The organism is Clostridium sp. UBA7339, assembly GCF_002470865.1.
Taxonomy (GTDB): domain Bacteria; phylum Bacillota; class Clostridia; order Clostridiales; family Clostridiaceae; genus Clostridium_J; species Clostridium_J sulfidigenes.
Genome location: NZ_DKPI01000014.1, coordinates 277,080 through 300,905, shown reverse-complemented (window position 1 = coordinate 300,905; position 23,826 = coordinate 277,080). Strand labels below are relative to the sequence as shown.

Below are 23,826 nucleotides of genomic sequence, written 5' to 3'. Positions count from 1 at the left end.
TTCACCTCCTTTAGTTATATCTTATATAAGCTTTTAAAATGCTAAGAAATACATTAAAACTATGTGTGCTATTAGTAATGTCATAGCCACAGGAAATTGGCGTTTAATAATTGCATTTTTGTCGTCAATTTCTAGAAGAGCTGCAGGCATAATATTAAAATTAGCTCCCATTGGTGACATTAGTGTTCCACAATATCCAGCAGTAAGAGCTAAGGCACCAGCAACTACTGGATTAGCCCCCTGTGCAAATACAAATGGAATTCCAATACCAGCAGTGATAACTGCAAATGCAGCAAAGGCATTTCCCATAATCATTGTAAAGATAGCCATACCAATGCAGTAAGCAGCTACTCCAATTAAAAGATTTCCTTCAGGTATGAAGCTTGATATACCATTAGCAATAACAGTACCAACTCCAGCAGCTGTAAATAGTGAGCCTAATGCAGTAAGAAGTTGAGGCAAGATACTTACAGGTCCAACAGAGTCAATCATTCTAGCTCCATCCTCTAAAATGAACTTTGGATTAGCTTTTGTGATAATTAAGGTTGCAATAGTTGCTATCACAGCAGCTATACCAATAGCAGCTGTTCCGCTAATAGAGGTAAATTGTGCTATTCCTAGAGCTACAATTGCGATTACTAGAGGTGGTAAGAAAACTTTATTTTTAAGTTTTCCAGATTGAGTTTTAGCAAACTCTCCATCGAGGGGTTTGGTAGGTAGCATTTTAACTTGCTTAGAAACGGTCAAGCAACCTAAGGCTATTATTAAAATCCCAACTATATTAGCAGGGATATAAGGTCCAGCTATGAATATAATACCTAGAATTGACCAAAATATTGAAGTACCAATTCTAGCTTTATGATCTTTATTTGTAAATGTATAAACTGATAGGGAAATCATTAGGAAGCCCACTAAGGCATAAAAGATTTCCAATAAAAAATTTGATAGTGCTGCCATATCCATAATCGATTCCTCCTTTAATTATCTTTTTTAGAATATTTCTTAATTAATGATTTATCTAATAAATGATTTTGTACTAATACCATTATAAATAGTATTACAGCTATTGGGATAGAAGCTTTAGCTACATCAAGAGCATCTACTACATAGCCTTGTTCCTGAAGTGTACTGGTTATTAGAAGTACTCCTGAGCTAGCCATAAATAAGTTTTGTCCAAAGAAGTTACCATAGTTGTCCATAGCTGCAGAAGAAGCCTTAATTCTATCCTCATCTTCCTTATCAATTTCTCCAAAGTTACTAACGGCAGCACCTTGTGCCATAGGGTTAACAAGAGGTCTAACAAATTGAGGATGTCCACTCATTCTAATAGAAAGGGCAGCTGCCACTTGTCTAACTAGGGCATAGACACTTAATAGCTTTCCAGCAGAAAGAGATTTAGCATTACTTATAAGAGTTGCAGCTCTTTCTTTAAGTCCATATCTTTCACACATACCAATTACAGGTAATGTTAATATGAATAATGTTATGGCTCTTTGAGATACAAAAGTTTGTCCTAGAGTAGTCAATATTTCGTTAATACTCAAACCAGCAACGAGCCCTGTTAAAACCCCCGCAGAAAGAACCACAGCAATAGTATCGAGTTTTAACGTAAAACCAATGATAACAATTATAATACCGATTAATTTGATCATTATTATCCTTCCTCCCATGAATTTATATAATTTTTTAAAATTATACACTATTATGAAAAGTAAATATGTATACAGGTATACAAAGAACGGATAAATATTAGGTATAGATGAAGTTGATTGGATAAAAATAAAATTTAATCATTATGCATCAATAACTATTTTTATCCATATTGTATTAGTAGTTGTAGTATGATAATATTAGTCTAGTAAAATGGAATAATTAATATTTATAGCATATTTTTAGGGAGATGATAAGAGTATGGGAAAAATTATACTTACCATAGTAATAACAGTATTGATGCTCCTATTTGCAATTTTCTATTTTGGAGGTATCATATTTGTTACTTTTGCAGAAGGAATAAAGTTATTGCCAATAATTTTGCTTTTAATTGCCATAGGTATAGCAGGAGCAATTATTTATAATATGATAGAAAGAATAAAAGAAATAAAAGGGGGAGACGAAAATGATATTAGTAAATACTAATTACATTGCAGGAAAAGAGTTAGAAATGTTAGGAATGGTTAAAGGGTCAGTGGTGTGGTCTAAAAATATAGGTAAGGACATTCTTAGTGGTCTTAAAACCGTTGTAGGTGGAGAGATAAAAGGCTATACAGAAATGATGAATGAAGCTAGAGCCATATCTACAAAGCGTATGGCTGACGAAGCAGAAACTATGGGTGCTGATGCTATAGTAAATATAAGGTATGCAACAAGCTCAATAATGAATGGTACATCTGAAGTTATTTGTTATGGAACTGCAGTAAAATTTAAATAAAATTATCTGAGATAGACTGAGTCAAATAAAAAATTTTGACTCAGTCTTTATTATTTATTGCAAAAATAATGTTTTAATACGACCTTTAAAGAAGGACTACTAATATTCATATAGCTTGTATATTATAATAATGTAATTTTAAATAGAGGCTAGAAATAAAAAGTTTAAATCTTTTTGTATAAATAAGCGTATATAAATAAAGGATATTTCTTAAGATATAGGTATTAAGATTTAAAGTATGAGTAGAGAGTTAATACGTTCTTATATAACGATCTTCACTAAAGTACAACGACTTCTAAGTATCAAAAATACTGATACTAAGAAGTCTGTTAGTAAGCTTCAGTGGGAGAAAACTCCATCTTAAGCAAAGAACTCTATTTATATGAAATATGGAGGTATATATATGAAAAAGAATAAATTTAAATTGTTATGTAGTACTTTAGTTTTAACTACGGTGGTACTTTTTTCAGGGTGTAATAATATAAATGCAGGTGAAAGTGAAAAAGAGGAGGAAACTGTTGAAGTAGGAAATACAGAAAATCAAGATAATGATGAAGTTTCAGCAAGCACAGAAGATAAAGGGGGGATTATTAAAAAACCTAGTGATTCTGCGAGGGAGCTTGAGTTTAAGGATAGTTATGAAAGATCTCCATATTATAATTCAAGTAAAAAATATCCTATTATCACTATTTGCAAATCAAAAGAATGTTTAAGGGAGCATGAAGGGAAAGTAAAAGGACTTACTGTAAGTATGCTGTCATGTGTAAATGAAAACCGTGACGTAGATGCAAGCAAATATGATGATGAGTTTTTTTCTAAAAAAGCTTTAATTATTGTAACACTAGATGAATCAAGTGGATCTGTGAGGCATAAAGTAAAAAAGGTAATTAAAGAGGGCAATGAAATTTCTATAGCGATTGAGAGAATGGTTCCTGGAATTGGAACTGCAGATATGGCAGAATGGAATATATATATTGAGTTAAATACTGAAGACGTAGATGAAAATGATATAGTGAATCTTGGTTTGATTAAAGGTCTAAACTAGTTTTTAAATTTATGGTGAGCATGTAATTATATTAAGATTCATGCTCACCATTTTTTATGTAATTATTTATAGTTCATATTTCTTTTATAGTTGGAAATTATAGAAAAGGTGAATTACTTTAAAATAAATGCGCTATAAAGATGTAAAAAGGTATATAATAAAAGGTAGAGTAAATTTATTGAAAAAGGAAGAAATTTTAATTAGGAGAATTGTGAGAATGAAGTTTGATTTAGAGTTGAGAGAGATAAAGGATATATGTGGAAATGTTATTTTTAATAGAGCCATGGATATGTACCTTAGAAATAAAGTTAGAAGTATAAGGATCAATGAAAACTCTATAAATATATTATCAGTTACAGCCATAGTACAGTCAGCCTATGATGTAAATAATTATAAAACTAGTGTACTTATAAATAATAAAAATTTTAAATTATATCCCAACTGTAGTTGTGAAGCTTTTAGTCAATATCATATGTGTAAGCATGTAGGAGCTGTACTTATAAAGTTAAATAAGGAAGGTGTAAGAGGCAGGGGTATAAATATTCCTAAGTCTGGAGAAGAAGAGCTTCTTGAAACCTATAAAAGTACCTTTGACAAGGCTATTAGAGGAGTTAAGAAAGAACCTCTAAATATGGATATTACCTTAGTGGTAGAGGATGAGCACTACGGAAGTAAGAAAAAAAGTTTTTATTTAGAGTTAAAGATAGGAACTAGTAGATTATATGTGGTAAAAAATATTCGTGAACTTATGGAGTGCATGTATACAAGTGGTGGAACTATTAATTTTGGAAAAGAGCTTCAGTATAATAACACTAAATATATGTTTAAAGATAAGGATCAAGAAATCATGAATATTATAAAGGAAATTTATGATTTAAATTTAGAAGTAATGAATAGGGTATATACTAATCGTTCTGTATTCTTTAGTGGGAAAAGGGTATTTCTTTCAGAAGGACAACTTAAAAATATTCTAACCATTAAAAATGGGAAGACTATCAATTTAGATTATAAGGGAGAGCATTATAAAGATATAACTGTTTCATTAGGAAACATGCCTACTAGTTTTTATATGTTTATGAAGGGAGAAAATCTAAATATAGATATGAATGGTGAAATCTCACAGGCCATTTGTGAGAATACAGGACTTTATTATTTAAATAATACTTTATATCTATTGTCTGAAAAGGAAAAAAGTGATTTTACTCCACTTCATAGAGCATTTATGAAATCAAAAAATAATACTATATCCTTTAAAAAAAGTAGTATTAATGATGTGGCAAATTTTCTTCTACCTAAATTAAAGAGTATAAGCCCCATTGTTATTAAAGATGAAAGTGTAAAGGAACTTATAAAGGAGGAGCCTTTAGTAACAGAATTTTACTTAGATAAGGATAAAGATAGAGTAACTTGTGATGTGAAGTTTAATTATGGAGAAGAAAGCTTTTATTATAATTTAGAAAATGAAAGTAAAAATATCAAAGAAGAAAATCAACAATTATTAAATGAAAAAGAAGTGGGCGTATCTGAAGATATTAGTGAAGATATAATTATTAGAGATTTAGTGAAGGAAAGAAAGACTATAGAGAAGCTTAATGGACTTGGATTTAAAAATATAGATGAAAGTTTTTATATTGAAAATGAAGATGAATTAGTAGAGTTTTTAACCTATGGTGTGGAGGAATTAGCTGAGGTAGGAGAGGTTTACTACTCTGATAGCTTTAAGGAGATAAAAATATTAACGCCTAAATCCTTTAATTCTAGCATTAGATTAAATGATTCAGATCTTTTAGAGTTTAATTTTAATATTGAAGGAATTTCTAAAGAAGAATTGAAGGCAACTTTAACTTCAGTTAAACAGAAGAAAAAATACTATAAACTAAAGAATGGTTCTATAATTCCACTTCAGGGAAGTGAATTTAAAGATATTTATTCTGTTATTGATAACTTTGATATATCAATTTCAAAGTTAGCTAGTGGAAGTGTAGAAATACCTAAGTATGCATCCTTATATATAGATGAAAAGATCAATAAGGGGGCATTGAATTTTGTTACAAGAAATAAAGGCTTTAAAAATCTTATAGATAATATAAAAGATGTAAAAAGTAATGAATATAAGGTTCCAGAAGAACAAGGTGAAGTATTAAGAACTTATCAAGAAATTGGGTTTAAGTGGTTTAAGACCTTATCTCAATGTGGATTTGGTGGAATTCTAGGAGATGAGATGGGACTTGGTAAAACCCTTCAAGCTATAACATTTATAAATTCAGAAAAACAAGAAGGAAATTTGAGAAATAAGGCACTAATTGTATGTCCCACTTCATTAGTTTATAACTGGGTTATGGAATTTGAAAAATTTTCTAAGGGTCTAAGGATTGTAGCTGTAAGTGGAAATAAAGCAGAGCGAGAAATATTAATAGAAAACATAGAGGAGTACGATGTAATAATTACGTCTTATGCATTAATAAGAAGGGATTTTGAATATTATGAGAAGATGAAATTTGATATTTGTATTATCGATGAAGCACAATATATTAAGAATCCAACTTCTTTAAATGCAGAATCTGTGAAGTCAATTCAAGCTAAGAGTAAATTTGCTATGACAGGAACACCAATAGAGAACTCACTTACAGAACTTTGGTCTATTTTTGATTTTATAATGCCTGGATATTTAAAAACCCATGGAAAGTTTAATAAAAACTTTGAATTGCCTATAGTAAAAGAAAAGAATGATAAAGCTTTAGAGGAATTATTGAAGCTTATAAAACCATTTATTTTAAGAAGATTTAAAAGGGATGTAGCTCTTGAACTACCACCAAAGATAGAACATAAAATAGTGGTGGACATGACTTCAGAACAGAAAAAACTATACTATTCTTATGTAGATGCCTATAAAGAAGAGATGGAGCAGGAAATAAAGGAAAAAGGCTTTAACAAAAGTAGGATGAAGATACTGTCACTTATTACTAGACTTAGACAAATTTGTTGTGATCCCGCTTCCTTTATAGAAAATTATAAAGGTGATAGTGGAAAGTATCATGCTCTTTATGATATTTTAGAAGAAGCTTTAGAGAATAATCATAAGGTACTATTATTTTCTCAGTTTACTACAATTCTAGGGAGTATAAGAGAAAAGTTAAATAAAAAGGGCATAAACACTATGTATTTAGATGGTTCTGTTCCATCTAAAGATAGGATGAATTTAGTTAAAGAGTTTAATGAGGGGGAATCATCAGTATTTTTAATTTCTTTAAAGGCTGGGGGAACAGGAATTAATCTTACATCAGCTGATATGGTAATACATTTTGATCCATGGTGGAATCCAGCAGTGGAAGAACAGGCTGAAGATAGAGCTCATAGAATTGGACAAAAGAATACTGTGGAGGTAATAAAACTTATAGCCAAGGGAACTATAGAGGAGAAAATTTACAATATACAAGAAAAGAAAAAAGAAATCATAGATAAAGTAATAGATGGAGAAGAACATACGGAATTGACCTTATCTTCTATGAATGAAAAGGAACTAGAAGAGTTATTTTCATAATGAAATTCTATATGAAAAGTGTTTACTACAGCGTATTTTAAGAAGATAATTACCAATTAATTATATTTAGATAATGAAATTTTTAGCTTATCGAAATAAATCATTGAAAATATAAGGGATATGAAGTATAATTATATTGTGAAGAATAGTGTTTAGATATAAGGTACTTAAAGTTTACAACATGAGAATTTAAAGGTTAAGAATTATCTTAGCCATAATTATATGTTATGTAATAAATATATTAAGATGTATTTTGCAAGGTTAAGATTTTTCTAACCTTGCATTAGTACTTAAATAGACAATTTAATTTAGAAGGGAGATACTACATGGGTAGACAAAATGCACTAGGTGAAGAAAAAATCACAAAATTATTACTTAAGTTTTCTATACCAGCCATCATTGGGATGTTGGTTAACGCACTATATAATATTATAGATAGAATGTTTATAGGACACATTCCAGAGGTAGGAAATTTAGCAATTACAGGTATTGGAGTAACTATGCCAATATCAACTATTATATTAGGCTTTGGTATGTTAGTTGGAATAGGTACTGCTACTACTATTTCCATTAGATTAGGACAAAATAAGAAAGAAGAAGCAGAGAAGATTCTAGGAAATGCTTTTACTTTAATTATAATCATTAGTTTAGCTATAACAGCTATAGGATTAATCTGGGGAAAGGATATACTAAGAATGTTTGGAGCTAGTTCAAACACCCTAGTATATGCTGAAGAATACATGCAGATTATATTTATAGGTACTATATTTAACATGTTAAGTTTTGGACTTAACCATACCATAAGAGCTAGTGGAAGTCCTAATATAGCCATGGCATCTATGCTTATAGGTGCAATTACAAATATAATTCTTGACCCAATATTTATATTTACATTAGGAATGGGAGTTAAAGGAGGAGCTATAGCCACAGTAATAGCTCAAATTGCTTCAGCTATATGGGGAGTAAGTTTCTTTTTAAGGGGAAATGCTAATCTTAGAGTTAAAGTTAAAAACTTTAAGCTAGAAAAAAAGTTGATACTAGCTATATTTGCTATAGGTATGTCGCCATTTAGTATGCAAATTGCTGCAAGTATAGTTCAAGTAATATCAAACAATGCTTTAAGGAGTTATGGTGGAGATTTAGCCATAGGAGCAATGACTATAATAAGTAGCATAACTATGATAATTCTTATGCCGATTTTTGGATTAAATCAAGGAGTACAGCCTATTATTGGATATAATTATGGAGCTAAAAAATATGATAGAGTTAAGGAGGCTATAAAGTATCCTCAAATAGCAGCTTTAATTATTGCTACCATAGGATTTTTAATGGTAGAACTTATTCCAGGAGTTTTAGTAAAGTCATTTAACTCAGATCCACATCTACTTTCAATAACAAAGTATGGAATGAGAATTTTCCTTTCTATGATTATTTTTGTAGGGCCGCAGATTATAAGAACTAATTACTTCTCTTGTATTGGAAAAGCTAAGAAATCCATGTTCTTAAGTTTATTAAGACAAGTAATACTTTTAATACCATGTATTATAATTCTTCCTTTGATACCACTTCCTAATGGAGAAACTCTTGGATTAACAGGAGTATGGTTGGCGGGGCCAACTAGTGATTTTATATCTGTTATAATCACTAACTTTATCTTTAAACATGAAATAAAGAAGTTAGATAATCCTAACTCAGAAGATGGAGAAGTTATGGGAGAGGCCATTTAAGTTTCTCAACTTAGATAAATGAAAAAACTGTTAGCATAATAGTATGTTAACAGTTTTTTTATATTAAAAAGTCTTTATATTTTAATTATACGTCGTGTAGCTTTTAAACTATAGAAATACCACCTTCAACAAGAATATGTTGAGAAGTTACGTAGCTAGAAGCATCTGATGATAGATAAATAATTGTTCCATTAAGTTCACCTTTTTTACCTGGTCTTCCAGCAGGAGAAATAGCATTGTAAGCTCTAAGAAAAGGTTCATGCTTAAAAAGAGTATTTTCTGTCATCTCAGATTCAAAAAGGCCAGGACCTATAGAATTAACTGTAATATTATCTTGCATATAGCTTGCAGCCATACCCATAGTTAAGCCTCTAACAGCTGCTTTAGAAGTATTGTAGGAGTGACGGAAAAGAGAAGGATCTTTGTCTGCAATAACAGCATTTATAGAAGCTATGTTAACAATTTTACCATATTTCCTGTCTCTCATATGAGGAACTACATATTTACTCATTAAGAAAATTCCCTTAACGTTAATGTCCATAACTTTATCCCAAGCTTCAACAGACATGTTTTCAACAGAACCTGCAGTTGCAACTCCTGCGTTATTAAGAAGGATATCAATTTGTCCAAAGTGCTTAATAACTTCGTCTATTGCTGCTATAACACTTTCTTCATTAGCAACATCACATTGAACAGCTAGAGCTTTTCCACCATTATTTTCAATTTCTTTAACTACATTATCAAGTTTATCTTTTCTTCTTGCAAGTAGTGCAACACTAGCTCCATATTCAGCATAAGCTCTAGCGGCATCAGCTCCTAGTCCACTAGAAGCACCTGTAACTATAGCAACTTTACCAGTAAGATTGAATAAATTGTTCATAACATCAAATCCTTTCTAAAATATAAATCTCTTGTAAATATTATCAATAAACAAATATTATTAATAGATATTTACTTGCTATAATAATATAGTAGCATAACTTCAACATATTGTAAATTAATTAATTATTTAACAAGGTGCTTTAATACTAATTTATAATTAGTATTATGCTAATCTGAGAGATTAATTGTCATGCAGTTGTAGATTTATCATACAAAATATTCTATAATTTTAATATACTCTCAAGTATAAGACGTTAGTCTTGAGGAATATGAATGATTAATATTTGTAGAGCTAAAGTAGAGGAAGAAAGTATTTTAAGTAATATTGCTATAAATTCGGAAGCATATTGGGGTTATGGTGAAGAATATATGAAAAGTTATAAAAACACTTATGGTGTAAGTGAAAACTATATAAAGGAGGAGTAGAATTGAAATTAAAAAATAAAACTTTTTTAGGAATCTGCTTAATACTATTATTATGCAGTTTTAGTGGTTGTACATTGGATACAGGGAAAGCAGATGTTTATGATAATAATGAAAAAATTGCAAAAGATGGAGATAGCTATAGCTATGTAGGTAGGAATGAATCGGGTTCTAAAAATGAAATTACCGTTAAATATGGGAAGTTTTCAGGAGCAGATACAATTTGGAATATAGAATCAGAGGGACAAAGTGAAATTACCATTAAATATGATTCAAAGGTTGAAAGTGGTGATTTTAAAGGGGTTTTAATTAGTCCAGAAAAACAGGTGGAGGATATACTAGTAGGCACTAAAACTGGAGAAAGAACAATAAAATTAATAGAGGGAAAATATAGATTTAAATTTGTAGGAAATAAAGCAAAGGGAAAGATTGAAATTTCAATTAAAACTGAAGAGGATGAACAGGTTAAGATAAGAAAAGTAGATAATGACTAATATTAAATCGTTTATAAGGGACATATGAAAATAATTAAGTTAGAAATCTTAGTTAATTTCCATATAGTCCTTATTTATATTATTACAGTTATACTAACATAGAAAATTCATTATATAATTCTATTCTGATATTAAAGAAATCTTTTGTTTTATCAATGGTATTATCTTATTTACATTTTCTTTACCAGTATATATCACACGGATAACACCTTTTCCTTTACAAGCATAGATTTCGTATCCATCACTTGTTTTATGAACAATTAAAAGATCTAGCTCATCATCATGTAAAATAGGAGGCGTAGTATCATCCGTTCTTGAGTCATCACCATCCTCCCATAATTCTAAGAGTAGTTTTTGGGACATGGATTTAAATCTTACTTGATATACTTCATTATTTAGTATAGCATCATGAGATTTTAAATAGGTTGTAGTAGGATTAGTCATTATAGCCCCCATTTCAAAACTAGTATACTTTAATGGAGCAAAAAAGGTTTTTTTCAAATTGTAGTGACGTTCATAATTAACTTCCTCAGAAGTGGAAATTGGAGTTTCTTCTAAGGTTTCTGAGTTTTCTATTTCCTTTAGTCTTATAATTGCCATGGAAGTCGTATCATCAGGAATAGTTTTTTCATCATCATAACCTGTAAACAATGATGTGAAGGTTAAAACTACTAAAGTTATTGAAAGTAGAATTAGACAAGAACTAATAAAAATAGATACTATATAATTAGACTTCCAAGGTGCATTATGATCCACAGAAGTTCCTTGTAAAAGGCACTTTCTAAGTTTGCCTATATATATAATTTCAAACAATCCATTAATAAAGGTTGAAATAATTATTAATTGGGAAAGAAGTTCTAGAAAACTCATATTTACTAAAACACTAACGTATCTTTTATCAATAAACATAGGGATAACTGCATAAAATGCAAATAGAATTGCAAAAGAAATAAGAAGTTGTGTTAAAGCTTTTTTATAAAAGGGTTTTAATAGCTGTGCATATTCTTCGGGGATAATATGAACCTCTGTGGTATTGAATTCATAGGGTGATGAGAAAATATGAAAATTGTTATAGTTTGTAACATATTCCCATCCATGAGCTTTATACATTCTAATTTGTTCTTCTCCCAATTCATTCTTTTCCTTAGACATTTCTATTCTATAGTACATATCCCTAGGTTCATCTTTATTAAATTTGGCGAAATATTTCCCCATTTTTTCTATGAAAAGTCCTCTTTTAGCCATGGAATTAAGCCAGCTTTCGGTAACACCAATTTTCCAAGGAGAGCCTGGTTTAAATTTATAAACAGATTTACTCAAAATTAAATCCTCCTAAAAACATGAATAATATATTACATATTAAATAAATTATACCAGTAAATTTGATAGAAGTTAATCTAAAGTTAATGAAAGTCTATTATTGTTCTTAAAAAATTATGAGTTTATGAAATGTACATTTATTATTTCAAATTTCTTAATACTTTTTTAGACAAATAAGTAAATCTGTATAATTACATTTTAATTGTATTAAACTATAATAATAAATAAGCAATCTTCATTAATTAATTTAACTAGAAAGTTGAGGTAATTATTATGAGTAAAAAATCAAATAAAAGTAGCATAAATCCTTTAGTGGCTATAGGAGCTATAGCAGGGGCAGCAACAATAGCTACTTTAGGAGCTAAAAAACTTAAGAACAAATCACAAAGTCAAGAGACGGAAATTGAATATATAGATCATTCAGGAAAACAAGTTTACTTTGTTGGAGGAGGTTTAGCTTCTTTAGCAGGAGCAGCTTATCTTGTACGAGACTGTAATTTTAAAGGCGAAAACATTCATATTATAGAGGGAATGCAAATTCTTGGTGGTAGCAATGATGGTGCTGGAGATGTACAAAATGGTTTCCTATGTCGTGGTGGTAGAATGCTAAATGAAGAAACTTATGAAAATTTTTGGGAACTATTTTCAAGCATTCCATCTTTAGATATGGTAGGTAAAAGTGTTACAGAAGAAATACTTAACTTTGACCATTTACATCCAACTCATGCTCAAGCTCGTTTAGTAGATAAGTATGGTGTAATTCAAGATGTAAAAAGCATGGGATTCAACAATGAAGATCGTATGGCTCTTGGTAAATTAATGATTACTCCAGAAGAAAGTTTAGATGATATGACTATAGAGCAATGGTTTAGTCATACCCCTCATTTCTTTGAGACTAACTTCTGGTATATGTGGCAAACAACCTTTGCTTTCCAAAAATGGTCTAGTCTGTTTGAATTAAAGCGTTATATGAATCGTATGATTTTTGAATTCTCTCGTATAGAAACACTAGAAGGAGTTACTCGTACACCATATAACCAATACGAATCTGTGATTTTACCAATAAAGGCATATCTAGATGAACATGGAGTTGATTTTAGTATAAATGCAACGGTAACAGATTTAGATTTTAGACCAGGTAATGAAATTACAGTAACAGCTATTCATGTAGAAGATGGAAATGGAGAAAGAGTTATTGAACTAAATGAAGGTGATGTTTGTATCATGACTAATGGTTGTATGACTGATAGTGCAACTTTAGGTGATCTTCATACACCGGCAGCTTTTGACCCTAGTGCTCCAATCTCAGGTGAGCTTTGGAGAAAAGTTGCTAATAAAAAACCAGGACTTGGTAATCCGGATCCTTTCTTTAATCATCCGGATGAAACTAACTGGGAAAGCTTCACTGTAACTTGTAAAGGAAATAAACTATTAAAATTAATAGAGCAGATTTCTACTAATATTCCAGGTAGTGGTGCTTTGATGACTTTTAAAGATTCTAATTGGTTAATGAGTATTGTAGTTGCAGCTCAACCACACTTTAAAGCTCAAACAATGGATACAACTATTTTCTGGGGTTATGGGTTATATACAGATAAAGTTGGAGATTATGTAAAGAAACCAATGCGAGACTGTACTGGTGAAGAAATGTTAATAGAACTTTTACATCATTTACATTTAGAAGATCAGATAGATGAAATTATGGAAGATGTGGTGAATGTTATTCCATGCATGATGCCTTATATAGATTCTCAATTCCAACCTCGTAAGATGTCTGATCGACCAAAGGTTGTACCAGAAGGATCAACTAACTTTGCTATGATTAGTCAATTCGTTGAAATACCAGAGGACATGGTATTTACTGAAGAATATTCAGTACGTGCAGCAAGAATTGCAGTATATACTTTATTCAAAGTGAAGAATAAGAAAATCTGTCCGGTAACTCCATATAAAAAGAATCCTAGGATACTAAAAGAAGCTTTAAAAACTTCTTATAGATAAACAGATTATCCATAGTTCATTAATGGTTATTATGGATAAAAACTTCCACTAAGTCAAAAAAACTAGTAGCTTCATTTGTGCTGAAGCTACTAGTTTTTTATGTTAATATATTTATATTTGAATATGGTATTAATATCCTATACAATAAAATAAAGGAATGAGACTGGGACGAGAGAATTTATTTTATATGAAAGTAGTGATACGAGTGAATGATATTATCTTAATAGCAAAGCATTATTTTAAAGGGTTATCAAAAGAAAATGGTCTAACTACCAGTAAAGTTAGAGCGTTTTCATCAAAGCTATATAAAACTATAGAAGATAAAAGTATTGATAATATTTTTAATATATGTGAACAATTACTTGATGAACATAAATGGGAATTAGGGGTTATTGCATACGATTGGGCTTATAGAGTTAGGAATCAGTATAATAATGACACATTTTTTGTATTTGAAAGTTGGTTAAAGAAGTATGTTACAGGCTGGGGAGATTGTGATGATTTTTGCACACATGCCTTTGGAGAATTATTAAGTCAAAATAATGAACTATTTAAATATGTGATAATTTGGACAAATCATCCAAGCTTTTTTGTGAGACGTGCAGCTGCTGTTATCTTAATTTATCCTATTAAAAAAGATAAGTATCATGGAATCAATCCTTACATAATTTCAGATATGCTTATGAAAGATGAACATCATCTCGTATTGAAAGGGTATGGCTGGATGCTAAAAGTGCTGTCACAGGTTGAAAAGGATAAGGTATATGAGTATTTATTAAAGAATAAAAATATTATGCCACGAGTAGCTTTTAGGTATGCTTTAGAGAAGGTTGATGAAGAAACTAGAAGAAGATTGATGATGAGTTAATATATATTACTATTATTGATAAGGTTATTATACTTAAAATATAAATTTTTAAATCATATTTTTATTTGTTGACATTATCACTAATTAGTGATAAATTTAGATTATGAAAGATATAAAGAAATTAATTAAAGAAAATAACTTAGACCTATCAACTTTAGTCGTATTTACTAGAGCAGAGCATGAAATTCATAAAAGGGAGTTTCAAACTATAAAGGAAACTGGACTTACAGTTGCTCAGTTTGGAGTTTTAGAGGCCTTATACAATAAGGGAGACTTAAAAATATATGAGTTAATAGAAAAAATATTAACTACTTCTGGTAATATAACTGTGGTTATAAAAAATTTAGAGAAGGAAGGATTAGTAAAAAAGATTATAGATCCAGAAGATAAGAGAGTTGCTATAATCTCTATAACAGATAGGGGGAAAAAAATTATTGAAGACATTTTTCCAAAGCATATTAAAAATATTAATAGGATCTTTAGTGTTTTAACGGATGAAGAAAAAATTATATTAAAAAGTATATTAAAGAAATTTAAAAACTTGTAATGAGTTTTTATAAAAATTTATCACTAATTAGTGATAAAATGGAGGTTGTTATGTTAAAGAGAATAGATAGTAATAACATGGGGAAAAGTAACTACGGATGGTTAAAAGGAAATTTTCATTTTTCTTTTGCAGAGTATTTTAAACCAACAAATATTAATTTTGGTGTGCTTAGGGTACTAAATGATGAGGTTATGAAGGCTAATTCAGGATTTGATATTCATCCTCATAATGACATGGAGATTATAACTTACATTGTAAGAGGAGAATTAACTCATGGAGACAGTATGGGCAATATTGGAAGCTTAGAGAGAGGTCAAATGCAATATATGAGTGCTGGCACAGGAGTATACCACAGTGAATTTAATCATAGCAATGAGGATTTAAGGATTCTTCAAATATGGATTATGCCTGATAAGAAACGATATAAACCTAATTACGGAGATTATAGATTTAATTGGAGAGATAGAACCAACAATTGGCTCCACATGGTATCTGGCACTTTAAAGGATGTACCTATAAATGTTCATCAAGATATAAATGTGTATGCAACTTATTTAGAAAGGGATAAAGAGATATACTTTAATGTAAATAAAGGAAGACAGGCATACTTAGTACAAATTGAAGGTAACTCAGAAATTAATAATGTGCATTTAAATGAACAAGATGCCTTAGAAATAGTTGAAGAAAACATTAAAATTGAAGCTAATGAAAACTCACATTTAATTGTAATAGAAATGAATAAAACAGAAGCACTATATATATGATAACTACAATATAAAATTTAAGAACAAAAATAAAATTATGTCTTGTGTGATGATATATACAAGATAAAAAAGGAGAGAAAGATATGAGTAAAGTATTATACATTAAAGCAAATATTAAGAAGGATGGAGAATCAAGAACTTTTAAGGTATCGGATAGTTTTATAGAGGAGTATAAAAGTAGTAATCCTAATGATGAAATAATTACTTTAGATCTATATAAAGAAAATATAGATTTTCTAAAACCAGAGGATTTAGGAGAAATATTTGGAGCTAAAAATGAAGAAAGTAGGAAGCACCCAATTCTAAAATATGCATATCAATTTGCAGAAGCAGATAAATATGTAATTGCAGCACCAATGTGGAATTTAAGTATTCCTGCAATTTTAAAAGCTTATATAGATTATGTAAGTGTTACAGGAATAACATTTAAGTACACAGCAGAAGGGCCAGTTGGACTTTTAAAGGATAAAAAAGCTGTACACATTGTATCTAGAGGAGGAGAATATGGGGATGCACCATATGAAATGGGGGATAGATATTTAAGAACAATCCTAGGATTCTTTGGAATTCAAGATATGAAGACTATTGCTGTAGAAAGTTTAGATGTTGTTGGGGCAGATGTTGAAGGGAAAGTTGAACAAGGAATAAAAGTAGCTAAGGATACTGCCAAGTTGTTTTAAAATTATATGTGTTAAAAAGCCATAATTAGTTTTATGGCTTTTTTATATGGATTAAATATTAATAAAAAAAGAAATGTATTTACTTTATTACTCTACCATGGTAAATTAATAAAGTAGTAGATTATAATTAAGTGGGGGGGATAAGCAAATGAGTAAAATATTAAGAAATGTAATAATCTATGGAATTATTGCAGTAATGGCATTATCAATAGCAGGATGTAACAATAAGTCACAGGATGCAATGGATAAGGAAACGCTTATAATTGGTTTTGATGATACTTTTGTTCCTATGGGATTTAAAGATAATAATGGAGAAATAGTAGGTTTTGATATTGATCTTGCAAAGGAAGTATCAAAAAGAATAGGTAAACAAGTAACATTTCAGCCTATTGATTGGTCTATGAAAGAATCAGAACTTAACTCAGGAAAAATAGATCTTATATGGAATGGTTATAGTATAACCAAAGAAAGAAAAGAAAAGGTGAATTTTACAAATCCCTATCTGGAAAATAGACAAGTTATAATAACTTTAGTGAATTCAAAAATAAATAGTAAAGTTGATTTAAAAGGTATGAATGTTGGAGCACAAAATCAATCTAGTGCAGTAGATGCAATAAACAAGGAAGAGGAACTTTTAAAAACCTTTAAGGATGGTAAGGTTTATACCTTTGAAACAAATAATGAAGCATTAATGGATTTAGAAGCAAAAAGAATAGATGCTGTTGTAGCTGACGAGATTTTAGCAAGATATTATATAAACAAAAAAGGTGAAGGTAAATTTAAAATATTAAATGATGATTTTGGAGATGAATCTTATGGTGTTGGTATACGAAAAGGTGATGAAGAATTGCTTGAGAAGCTTAATGAAGCCTTTGAGGATATTAAAAAAGATGGTACAGCTAAGAAAGTTTCCGAAAAGTGGTTTGGAAAAGATATAATTAAATAGGAGTGTATTTATATGAATAATTTAATTACCCTATTACCACAAGTATTCCAAGGATTAAAAGTAACCATTGAGGTATTTATATTAACCCTTGTAATTTCAATACCTCTTGGAATACTAGTTGCGCAGGGACGATTATCTAAAAATAAAATATTGAACAAAATAACAAGCGGGTACATTTTAATTATGAGAGGAACCCCTCTACTCCTACAAGTTGTATTTATATTTTTTGGTTTACCTATTATAGGGATAACCTTTAACAGATTTCCCGCTGCTATATTAGCATTTACTCTTAATTATGCAGCATATTTTGCAGAAATATTTAGGGCTGGAATAATTTCTATAGAGGAAGGACAATACGAAGGAGCTAAGGTTCTTGGCTTTTCTCAAAAATACATATTTTTTAAAATAATTCTTCCACAAGCTATTAAGAGAATACTTCCTGCTCTGGCAAATGAGATTATTACACTTGTAAAGGATACTGCATTAGTGTATGTAGTTGGATTAGACGAACTACTAAAAGTTGGTAAAATAGCATCTAATACAGAAGCTTCTCTTATGCCCCTTTTAATAGTAGGAATGATATATTTACTTTTAATTGCATTATTTGGTGAAATCTTTAAAAAGTTAGAAAAAAGGTATAGTTACTATCAATAGAGGAGGGTATATTGTGCTTAGAGTAATTGGATTAGAAAAAAGTTTTGGTGATAGTAAAGTTTTAAAAGGTGTAAACCTTGAAGTAAAAGAAGGGGAAATTACTGTTATAGTAGGACCTTCTGGTGGTGGAAAAACCACCCTTCTTAGGTGTATAAGTGGATTAACTAAACCTGATAAGGGTTCTATAATAATAAACAACAAGTATTTATACAAAGATGGAGAAGGGGCTCAAAGAAAGGAAAAGTTGGAAATACCGATGGATGTGGGGCTAGTATTTCAAAATTTTAATTTATTCCCACATATGAATGTTCTGGAAAATATTACAGAAGCTCCAAGGGTAGTATTGGGAGTTGGTATTGAAGAAGCTAAAAATAAAGCTAAAGAAATATTAGGTTTTTTAGGACTTAAAAATAAAGAAAATAGCTATCAATTTCAACTTTCAGGGGGACAAAAACAGCGAGTTGCCATAGGAAGGGCACTTGCAATGAATCCAAAACTTATATGTTTTGATGAACCAACCTCTGCCCTAGATCCAAGCATCACTGAAGAAGTAGCGAATCTTATAAAAAAATTAAGTATTGAAAAGGGCATGACAGTTTTAATTATTACTCATGATATGACTTTTGCAACTATAGTAGCTGATAGAATTTTATCCATGGATAACGGAGTATTAAAAAATGAACATATGTATATTTAAAGTGAGGATAATCTATTAATGATGGGATTATCCTTCTTTCATTTCGTTTATTATTAGAGGATAGTTTTATAAAAGAAATAGGAAAAGATATTAATGTCCATTAATGTTATATTATATTTTTTGCAAATAATTACTTTATTTAAATCAATGCTTATCAAAATTGTAAAGAAGAACATATTATGTATATATAGATAAAATATTTTTAACTATATAATAGAACCTATCTAATAATTGGAGGAATATTATGGAAAGTTTTTGTAGGATTTGTGATGAATTTGCTGAGATACTTGGAGCAGAAATTCTAAGTACAGAAAATAATGTTTGTACAGTAACATTTATGAGAAATATAAATGCAGAAATATTAGGAAGAAGAACAAAATCACCACTAGCTTTAGCAGCATTATTTTCTTTTGAATCTCCTGATAATAATGGTAGAACTCTTAATTTAGGTGAAACAGTTATACTTCAGAATGAAATAAATGATTTTATATCTGCGCTAAGAGCAAGAGGAATACTAGTAACTGCACTGCATAACCATTGGTTATTTGAGGATCCAAGACTTATGTATATTCATTTTGAGTCAATTGATAGGCCATTAGACTTTGCTAGAAAAGTGGCAGAAGCTCTAAGGGTATTAAGAAAACAGCATAAATAATTTTAATGGGGGCATCACAAAATAAGTAATTAAGTTATGGAGTGATGCTCCTTTTGCTATTTCAAATAAAAATAACCGAAGGTTTTGTTGGGGTTTAGCACCCAAAACATAGCATAATAAATTCAGTTTTAACGTTATTTTTTCCACGTGTAAAAAAACGAGTGAAATTATAGTCACTTTTCAACACTCCAAAAGTACCTTCAACTTGAATTGATCTATTCATTTAAAAGTGTTAAGTTAGGTGACAATAATGAAAGACTAATGTAATAGATGTAAATATGAAGTTAGTTATAAAAAACATATAATTTACTTAAAAGAAACTATAGGAGGATATAAAATGAAAAAATTAATAGGAATTATTGTAAGTATAATAATAGTAGGTGGAGTTTTATTGTTAGTAAGTTCTAACGGTATAATTAATCTAGGTTCAACAAAGTATTACGTTAAAACTGTAAGTGAATATAAGGATATAACAAGTGAGAATAGTGGAGGATACAATACGTATGAGTATAAAATAAATGGGTATGATAAAGAAGGAAATGAGAAATCAATTACATTTACAACGTCAAAGATACTAAAGGTTGATAGATATTTAAAGGTATATGTTAAGGGTGAAAAAACAAAGAGTTATGAAGAAGTTGAAATAAAAGAACTACCCGATAAGGTAAAAGAAATCTATAAATTAAATTAGTTTATTATTCAATGTTTTTATTTGAGAAGGAAATTATGTTAATATAGGACTAGAGAAAACATAATTTTTAGGGGATGAAAATACAATGAACGCAATTAATCACTTTAAGACTATAACAAAGCATAAGTTATTAGTTATGAAATACTGCTTTAAGGTGGGGTTATATAAACAAGGAATATTACATGATCTTTCTAAGTACTCTTGGGTAGAATTTTCAGCAGGAATAAAGTATTACAGAGGAGATGTTAGCCCTAATGGAATACAAAAGAAGGTGGAAGGATATTCTAAGGCTTGGCTTCATCATAAGGGAAGAAATAAGCATCACTTAGAATATTGGATTGATTATGGTACGAAAATACAAGATGGAATAGTTGGTATGAAAATGCCCAATAATTATGTAGTTGAAATGTTTATTGACAGAATTTGCGCTTGTATGAATTATGAAAAAGAGAAGTATAAAGATAATTCGGCTTTAATATATTATGAAAGGGGTAAGGATTATCAAATTATTCATGAGGACAGTAGGGAATTATTAGAGCTTTTACTTAATAAGTTAGCAAGTGAAGGTGAACAGATAACTCTAGATTATATAAAAAAACAGATTTTAAAATAACATAATAAAGCCATCTGAAAGGAGAAATTACTCCTTTTAGATGGCTTTAATTTTTTAGTTTTTAAATTTTGTACCCTTAGGATAGATTATTTCTATCCTACCATCACTGCTACCAGTCATGTGACCTGCATTAGATTTAAAGAGGGTTTTCCCTTTAAAGCAATCAAATTGAGACATTGTACCATAGGAGCTAAGAAGAATAACCTTTTGGTTTTCGTCATAGGTATAGTTAATATATAGTTTGTTATCCTCAAGTTTTGCTGTAACTATAGGGTTTTTGAAATAATTAAGATTTATATAGTCCACTTCATTGCAGGGAAGATGGTATTTTACAATAATATTTTCATAAATTTCTTCTATTGAGGAGTCGCTATAGCGAGTAGTAAAAATATTTTCTTCATCTTCATTAAATTGAGTTACTATTTCAATAGGGATATCAGTGTTAAGATTAGTTAGAGCCACTTCTATTTCTTTTTCTTCAAAATTTTTAAAGGGGTTATCGTTAACAAAGTTTATGGAATCAGATCCCATTTCACTATTGCTATTGTATGGATAATTATGGGTAAAAACACTTAAAGATATCACAATGATAAAACAGAAAAGGGCAATTCCACATAAAATAAATCTAGATTTAGTTGTATTTTTAGTCTCAGCTTTATAATATACTATAGTACTATTTATAACTACAGACAAAATAAGTAAAATTCCTAGTGTTATAGTACACTTTACAACAAATATGCCAAGGGAAGGTTCTTTAGTCCAAAAGCTAAAAAGATTTCCAATGGTAATGAACAGAGCTCCATTGTTAAAGAATGCAGCCACTATAAACATTATGAAAGTAATATAGAAATACATATGAAATTTTTTACTCAAAACATTGATTAACAAAGTCAGGGCAATTAACATGGAGCCATAGAGTAAATTAACTATAAAACCAGAGATTAAGAAAGGTAAATTTATAGGATAAGCAAAAGATATATTAGAATTTAATTTTCCAATTAATGCCCAAATGTTATATTGAATTAGGTATAAAAGTAAAGAAGTTACTGACACTTTTAATAGAGTAATGTAGTTAAACAGAGCATAAGACATAAATCTTGTTTTATTATCCTGGGGAAAAGCTTGATGTTGATTATTGAAGGAGTTATACCACAATAAAGTTCCAATGCTTATACTAATTGCTAGGAAAAGACCATTAGTGGTATAGGTCTGTAGACTGTAGGTAGTTACATCTTTAGAATAAGTGAAAATATCCATAAGAGTTGCAATTAAATCAATTGCAAAAAAGGATGCAAGTAGTATATAAATTATCCAAAGTGCCTTTTTATGCTCTTTTGAGCGTATTTTATATAGATTATTAATATTTTTTAATTGTCTTTTATCCATAACTCCTCCATGCCTCCATTATAATTATTTTCAGTCAGATAAATATATAGCTCTTCGGGACTAATTCTTGAAATATTCAAATTGTTAGTTGATATCTCTATCTCTAAAGATTCTGTAATTAAGCCTTCTATTATTGCAAAGGAGGTTATGTTACTAAAATCTTTATATAGTACTTTTTTATCTTTAATGAAATTTACTAAATTATCAGGATTTCCATCTACTCTATAGGCAGACTCCTTTATAGTATCCATAGCTTCATATAAAACTAAAGACCCATTATTAATTATTACTAGTTCTGAAAGAATATTTTCCAACTCTGATAAAATATGGCTAGAAATAATTATAGTTCGTGGATGTTCTATATAATCTCGTAGTATGATATCATAAACAGATTTACGAGTTTTAATATCCATGCCTAAAATTGGTTCGTCAAACATGGTAACCTTGGCACGACAGGAAATACCACATATAAAGTTAAATAAACTTCTCATACCTTGAGATAAATTTTTATACTTAATTTTCATTTTAAGATTAAAATGTTTCAAAAGGTTTTCTGCAAACTTAAGGTCAAAGTTAGGGTACATCATATTATAACACTCAACAATTCTACCTAGACATAAGTTAGATTCATAGGACATATTATGATAGCTATATACAATTTCCTCTAATACCGATAAATTATCCATGGGTTCTTCACCTAAAACCATTAATTCTCCTTCGGTTTTCTCAATTAGACCTGCACATAGTTTCATAAAAGTAGTTTTACCTGAGCCATTACTACCGATTAAACCTATGAGTTGATTTTCATTAATTTCTACAGATAGATTATCTATAGCCACCTTAGATTTATATCTTTTAAAAAGATTTCTAGCTATAATGCAAGAAGTCATATTATTTATCCTCCTTATAGTGTTTTTTTATAGTTTCAAGTACATAATCTTCAGATAAGTCTAATTTTTTTGCTGTATTGACTAGATCTCTTACCAGTTTTTCAAAGGTTTCATTTTTCCTTCTATTCATAATTTTTTTCTTTGCATTGGGAGTTATAATCATAGCTAATCCTCTTTGTTTTTCAAGAATACCTCTTCCTACTAATAAATTAATTCCCTTAGCTGCAGTAGCAGGGTTAACTGTAAGCTCTTTGGCAATTACTAATTGAGAATAGCAAGTACCACTTTCTTCCAAAGTTCCACTAAGAATATCATCTTCAATAGCATTTGCAATTTGAACATATATAGGAACTAGGCTATTTACATCTATTTTCAAGGGTAAACCTCCTTTGTTTCAGGAACTACATTACATGAGTAATGTAGTATTGTACTTTTAGTATATTATCATTAGGAATTAATGTCAATTCTTTTAAAAAAAATAATTAAAATATAAAACGATAATATTTTTATAATATAAATTCAAAACTTATAAAAATGAACATAGAATGAACAAAAATGTGAATATACAGGTGTA

25 protein-coding genes and 1 pseudogene are annotated in these 23,826 nt (G+C 29.6%); 18 read left to right on the top strand and 8 right to left on the bottom strand.

The annotated features are described in order from the left end of the window. Nucleotides 1-33 precede the first annotated feature (33 nt). Nucleotides 34-963 carry a DUF979 domain-containing protein gene (locus B2S02_RS15695; protein WP_035131631.1) on the bottom strand — a complete coding sequence of 310 codons (930 nt, stop codon included), beginning with the start codon at nt 961-963 and terminating at the stop codon, nt 34-36. Nucleotides 964-977: 14 nt separating this feature from the next. Further along, complete coding sequence (locus B2S02_RS15690; protein WP_150844005.1) at nt 978-1,649, bottom strand: 5-oxoproline transporter, DUF969 family subunit; 672 nt, start codon at nt 1,647-1,649, stop codon at nt 978-980. A gap of 262 nt (nt 1,650-1,911) precedes the next feature. Here B2S02_RS15690 and B2S02_RS15685 point away from each other — a divergent pair, with 262 nt between their 5' ends. From B2S02_RS15685 to B2S02_RS15665, 5 genes are all read left to right on the top strand, one after another. Beyond that, nucleotides 1,912-2,136: a hypothetical protein gene (locus B2S02_RS15685; protein ID WP_035131633.1), complete on the top strand. Its 225-nt coding sequence runs from the start codon at nt 1,912-1,914 to the stop codon at nt 2,134-2,136. Then, nucleotides 2,117-2,428, top strand: a complete 312-nt coding sequence (locus B2S02_RS15680; protein ID WP_035131635.1) for a YbjQ family protein — start codon at nt 2,117-2,119, stop codon at nt 2,426-2,428. Before B2S02_RS15685 ends, B2S02_RS15680 begins: the two co-directional genes overlap by 20 nt. Before the next feature lie 403 nt (nt 2,429-2,831). Further along, nucleotides 2,832-3,473, top strand: a complete 642-nt coding sequence (locus B2S02_RS15675) for a hypothetical protein (protein ID WP_346849105.1) — start codon at nt 2,832-2,834, stop codon at nt 3,471-3,473. Between the two features lie 217 nt (nt 3,474-3,690). After that, nucleotides 3,691-7,014, top strand: coding sequence for a DEAD/DEAH box helicase (locus tag B2S02_RS15670; protein WP_346921006.1), 3,324 nt, complete (start codon nt 3,691-3,693; stop codon nt 7,012-7,014). 326 nt (nt 7,015-7,340) lie between these two features. Further along, nucleotides 7,341-8,741 (top strand): MATE family efflux transporter, encoded by a 1,401-nt coding sequence (locus tag B2S02_RS15665; RefSeq protein ID WP_346849103.1) that lies wholly within the window; start codon nt 7,341-7,343, stop codon nt 8,739-8,741. Nucleotides 8,742-8,844: 103 nt separating this feature from the next. Here the strand turns inward: B2S02_RS15665 and B2S02_RS15660 are convergent, their stop codons facing one another. Beyond that, nucleotides 8,845-9,621, bottom strand: a complete 777-nt coding sequence (locus B2S02_RS15660) for an SDR family NAD(P)-dependent oxidoreductase (protein ID WP_346849102.1) — start codon at nt 9,619-9,621, stop codon at nt 8,845-8,847. Nucleotides 9,622-9,896: 275 nt separating this feature from the next. Here B2S02_RS15660 and B2S02_RS15655 point away from each other — a divergent pair, with 275 nt between their 5' ends. Together B2S02_RS15655 and B2S02_RS15650 are read left to right on the top strand one after the other, a co-directional pair. After that, nucleotides 9,897-10,049 (top strand): hypothetical protein, encoded by a 153-nt coding sequence (locus B2S02_RS15655; protein WP_346877975.1) that lies wholly within the window; start codon nt 9,897-9,899, stop codon nt 10,047-10,049. A 2-nt stretch (nt 10,050-10,051) separates the two neighbouring features. After that, nucleotides 10,052-10,540, top strand: a complete 489-nt coding sequence (locus B2S02_RS15650) for a hypothetical protein (RefSeq protein WP_346877974.1) — start codon at nt 10,052-10,054, stop codon at nt 10,538-10,540. Between the two features lie 120 nt (nt 10,541-10,660). On the opposite strand, the gene B2S02_RS15645 is transcribed toward B2S02_RS15650, so the two are convergent. After that, on the bottom strand, nt 10,661-11,860 hold the full coding sequence (locus tag B2S02_RS15645) for a DUF2812 domain-containing protein (RefSeq protein ID WP_346921005.1): 1,200 nt from the start codon (nt 11,858-11,860) through the stop codon (nt 10,661-10,663). Nucleotides 11,861-12,133: 273 nt separating this feature from the next. Between B2S02_RS15645 and B2S02_RS15640 the strand changes: the two genes are divergently transcribed. From B2S02_RS15640 to B2S02_RS15600, 9 genes are all read left to right on the top strand, one after another. Further along, nucleotides 12,134-13,861, top strand: a complete 1,728-nt coding sequence (locus B2S02_RS15640) for an oleate hydratase (protein ID WP_346849098.1) — start codon at nt 12,134-12,136, stop codon at nt 13,859-13,861. A gap of 187 nt (nt 13,862-14,048) precedes the next feature. Beyond that, on the top strand, nt 14,049-14,729 hold the full coding sequence (locus tag B2S02_RS15635) for a DNA alkylation repair protein (RefSeq protein WP_346849097.1): 681 nt from the start codon (nt 14,049-14,051) through the stop codon (nt 14,727-14,729). 103 nt (nt 14,730-14,832) lie between these two features. After that, nucleotides 14,833-15,276, top strand: coding sequence for a MarR family transcriptional regulator (locus B2S02_RS15630; RefSeq protein ID WP_346878296.1), 444 nt, complete (start codon nt 14,833-14,835; stop codon nt 15,274-15,276). A gap of 50 nt (nt 15,277-15,326) precedes the next feature. Further along, nucleotides 15,327-16,040 carry a pirin family protein gene (locus B2S02_RS15625; RefSeq protein WP_346921004.1) on the top strand — a complete coding sequence of 238 codons (714 nt, stop codon included), beginning with the start codon at nt 15,327-15,329 and terminating at the stop codon, nt 16,038-16,040. Nucleotides 16,041-16,123: 83 nt separating this feature from the next. Then, nucleotides 16,124-16,720, top strand: coding sequence for an NAD(P)H-dependent oxidoreductase (locus tag B2S02_RS15620; protein WP_035131655.1), 597 nt, complete (start codon nt 16,124-16,126; stop codon nt 16,718-16,720). 148 nt (nt 16,721-16,868) lie between these two features. Continuing rightward, nucleotides 16,869-17,666: an amino acid ABC transporter substrate-binding protein gene (locus tag B2S02_RS15615; protein ID WP_346849094.1), complete on the top strand. Its 798-nt coding sequence runs from the start codon at nt 16,869-16,871 to the stop codon at nt 17,664-17,666. 12 nt (nt 17,667-17,678) lie between these two features. Further along, nucleotides 17,679-18,320, top strand: a complete 642-nt coding sequence (locus tag B2S02_RS15610; protein ID WP_346878298.1) for an amino acid ABC transporter permease — start codon at nt 17,679-17,681, stop codon at nt 18,318-18,320. A gap of 13 nt (nt 18,321-18,333) precedes the next feature. Beyond that, nucleotides 18,334-19,017 (top strand): amino acid ABC transporter ATP-binding protein, encoded by a 684-nt coding sequence (locus B2S02_RS15605; RefSeq protein ID WP_346878299.1) that lies wholly within the window; start codon nt 18,334-18,336, stop codon nt 19,015-19,017. A 244-nt stretch (nt 19,018-19,261) separates the two neighbouring features. After that, nucleotides 19,262-19,672: a DUF1259 domain-containing protein gene (locus tag B2S02_RS15600; RefSeq protein ID WP_346849091.1), complete on the top strand. Its 411-nt coding sequence runs from the start codon at nt 19,262-19,264 to the stop codon at nt 19,670-19,672. A gap of 100 nt (nt 19,673-19,772) precedes the next feature. Here B2S02_RS15600 and B2S02_RS15595 read toward each other — a convergent pair. Further along, a pseudogene (locus tag B2S02_RS15595) lies at nt 19,773-19,895 on the bottom strand (transposase); the annotation flags it as partial. A gap of 114 nt (nt 19,896-20,009) precedes the next feature. Here B2S02_RS15595 and B2S02_RS15590 point away from each other — a divergent pair. Together B2S02_RS15590 and B2S02_RS15585 are read left to right on the top strand one after the other, a co-directional pair. After that, the gene (locus B2S02_RS15590; protein ID WP_346877964.1) at nt 20,010-20,363 is read left to right on the top strand and encodes a YxeA family protein; all 354 of its coding nucleotides are present in this window, start codon (nt 20,010-20,012) and stop codon (nt 20,361-20,363) included. An 85-nt stretch (nt 20,364-20,448) separates the two neighbouring features. After that, nucleotides 20,449-20,976 (top strand): DUF5662 family protein, encoded by a 528-nt coding sequence (locus B2S02_RS15585; RefSeq protein ID WP_035131665.1) that lies wholly within the window; start codon nt 20,449-20,451, stop codon nt 20,974-20,976. Between the two features lie 54 nt (nt 20,977-21,030). Here B2S02_RS15585 and B2S02_RS15580 read toward each other — a convergent pair whose 3' ends face one another. Genes B2S02_RS15580 through B2S02_RS15570 form a run of 3 tightly spaced genes read right to left on the bottom strand, consistent with a single transcriptional unit; the run spans nt 21,031 to nt 23,628 of the window. Then, nucleotides 21,031-22,362 carry a hypothetical protein gene (locus B2S02_RS15580; RefSeq protein ID WP_346878300.1) on the bottom strand — a complete coding sequence of 444 codons (1,332 nt, stop codon included), beginning with the start codon at nt 22,360-22,362 and terminating at the stop codon, nt 21,031-21,033. Then, a complete protein-coding gene (locus B2S02_RS15575; protein WP_346877962.1) occupies nt 22,344-23,252 on the bottom strand; it encodes an ABC transporter ATP-binding protein in 909 nt (302 codons plus the stop codon). Before B2S02_RS15575 ends, B2S02_RS15580 begins: the two co-directional genes overlap by 19 nt. Before the next feature lies 1 nt (nt 23,253). Continuing rightward, a complete protein-coding gene (locus B2S02_RS15570) occupies nt 23,254-23,628 on the bottom strand; it encodes a GntR family transcriptional regulator (protein ID WP_346877961.1) in 375 nt (124 codons plus the stop codon). Nucleotides 23,629-23,826: the final 198 nt, after the last annotated feature.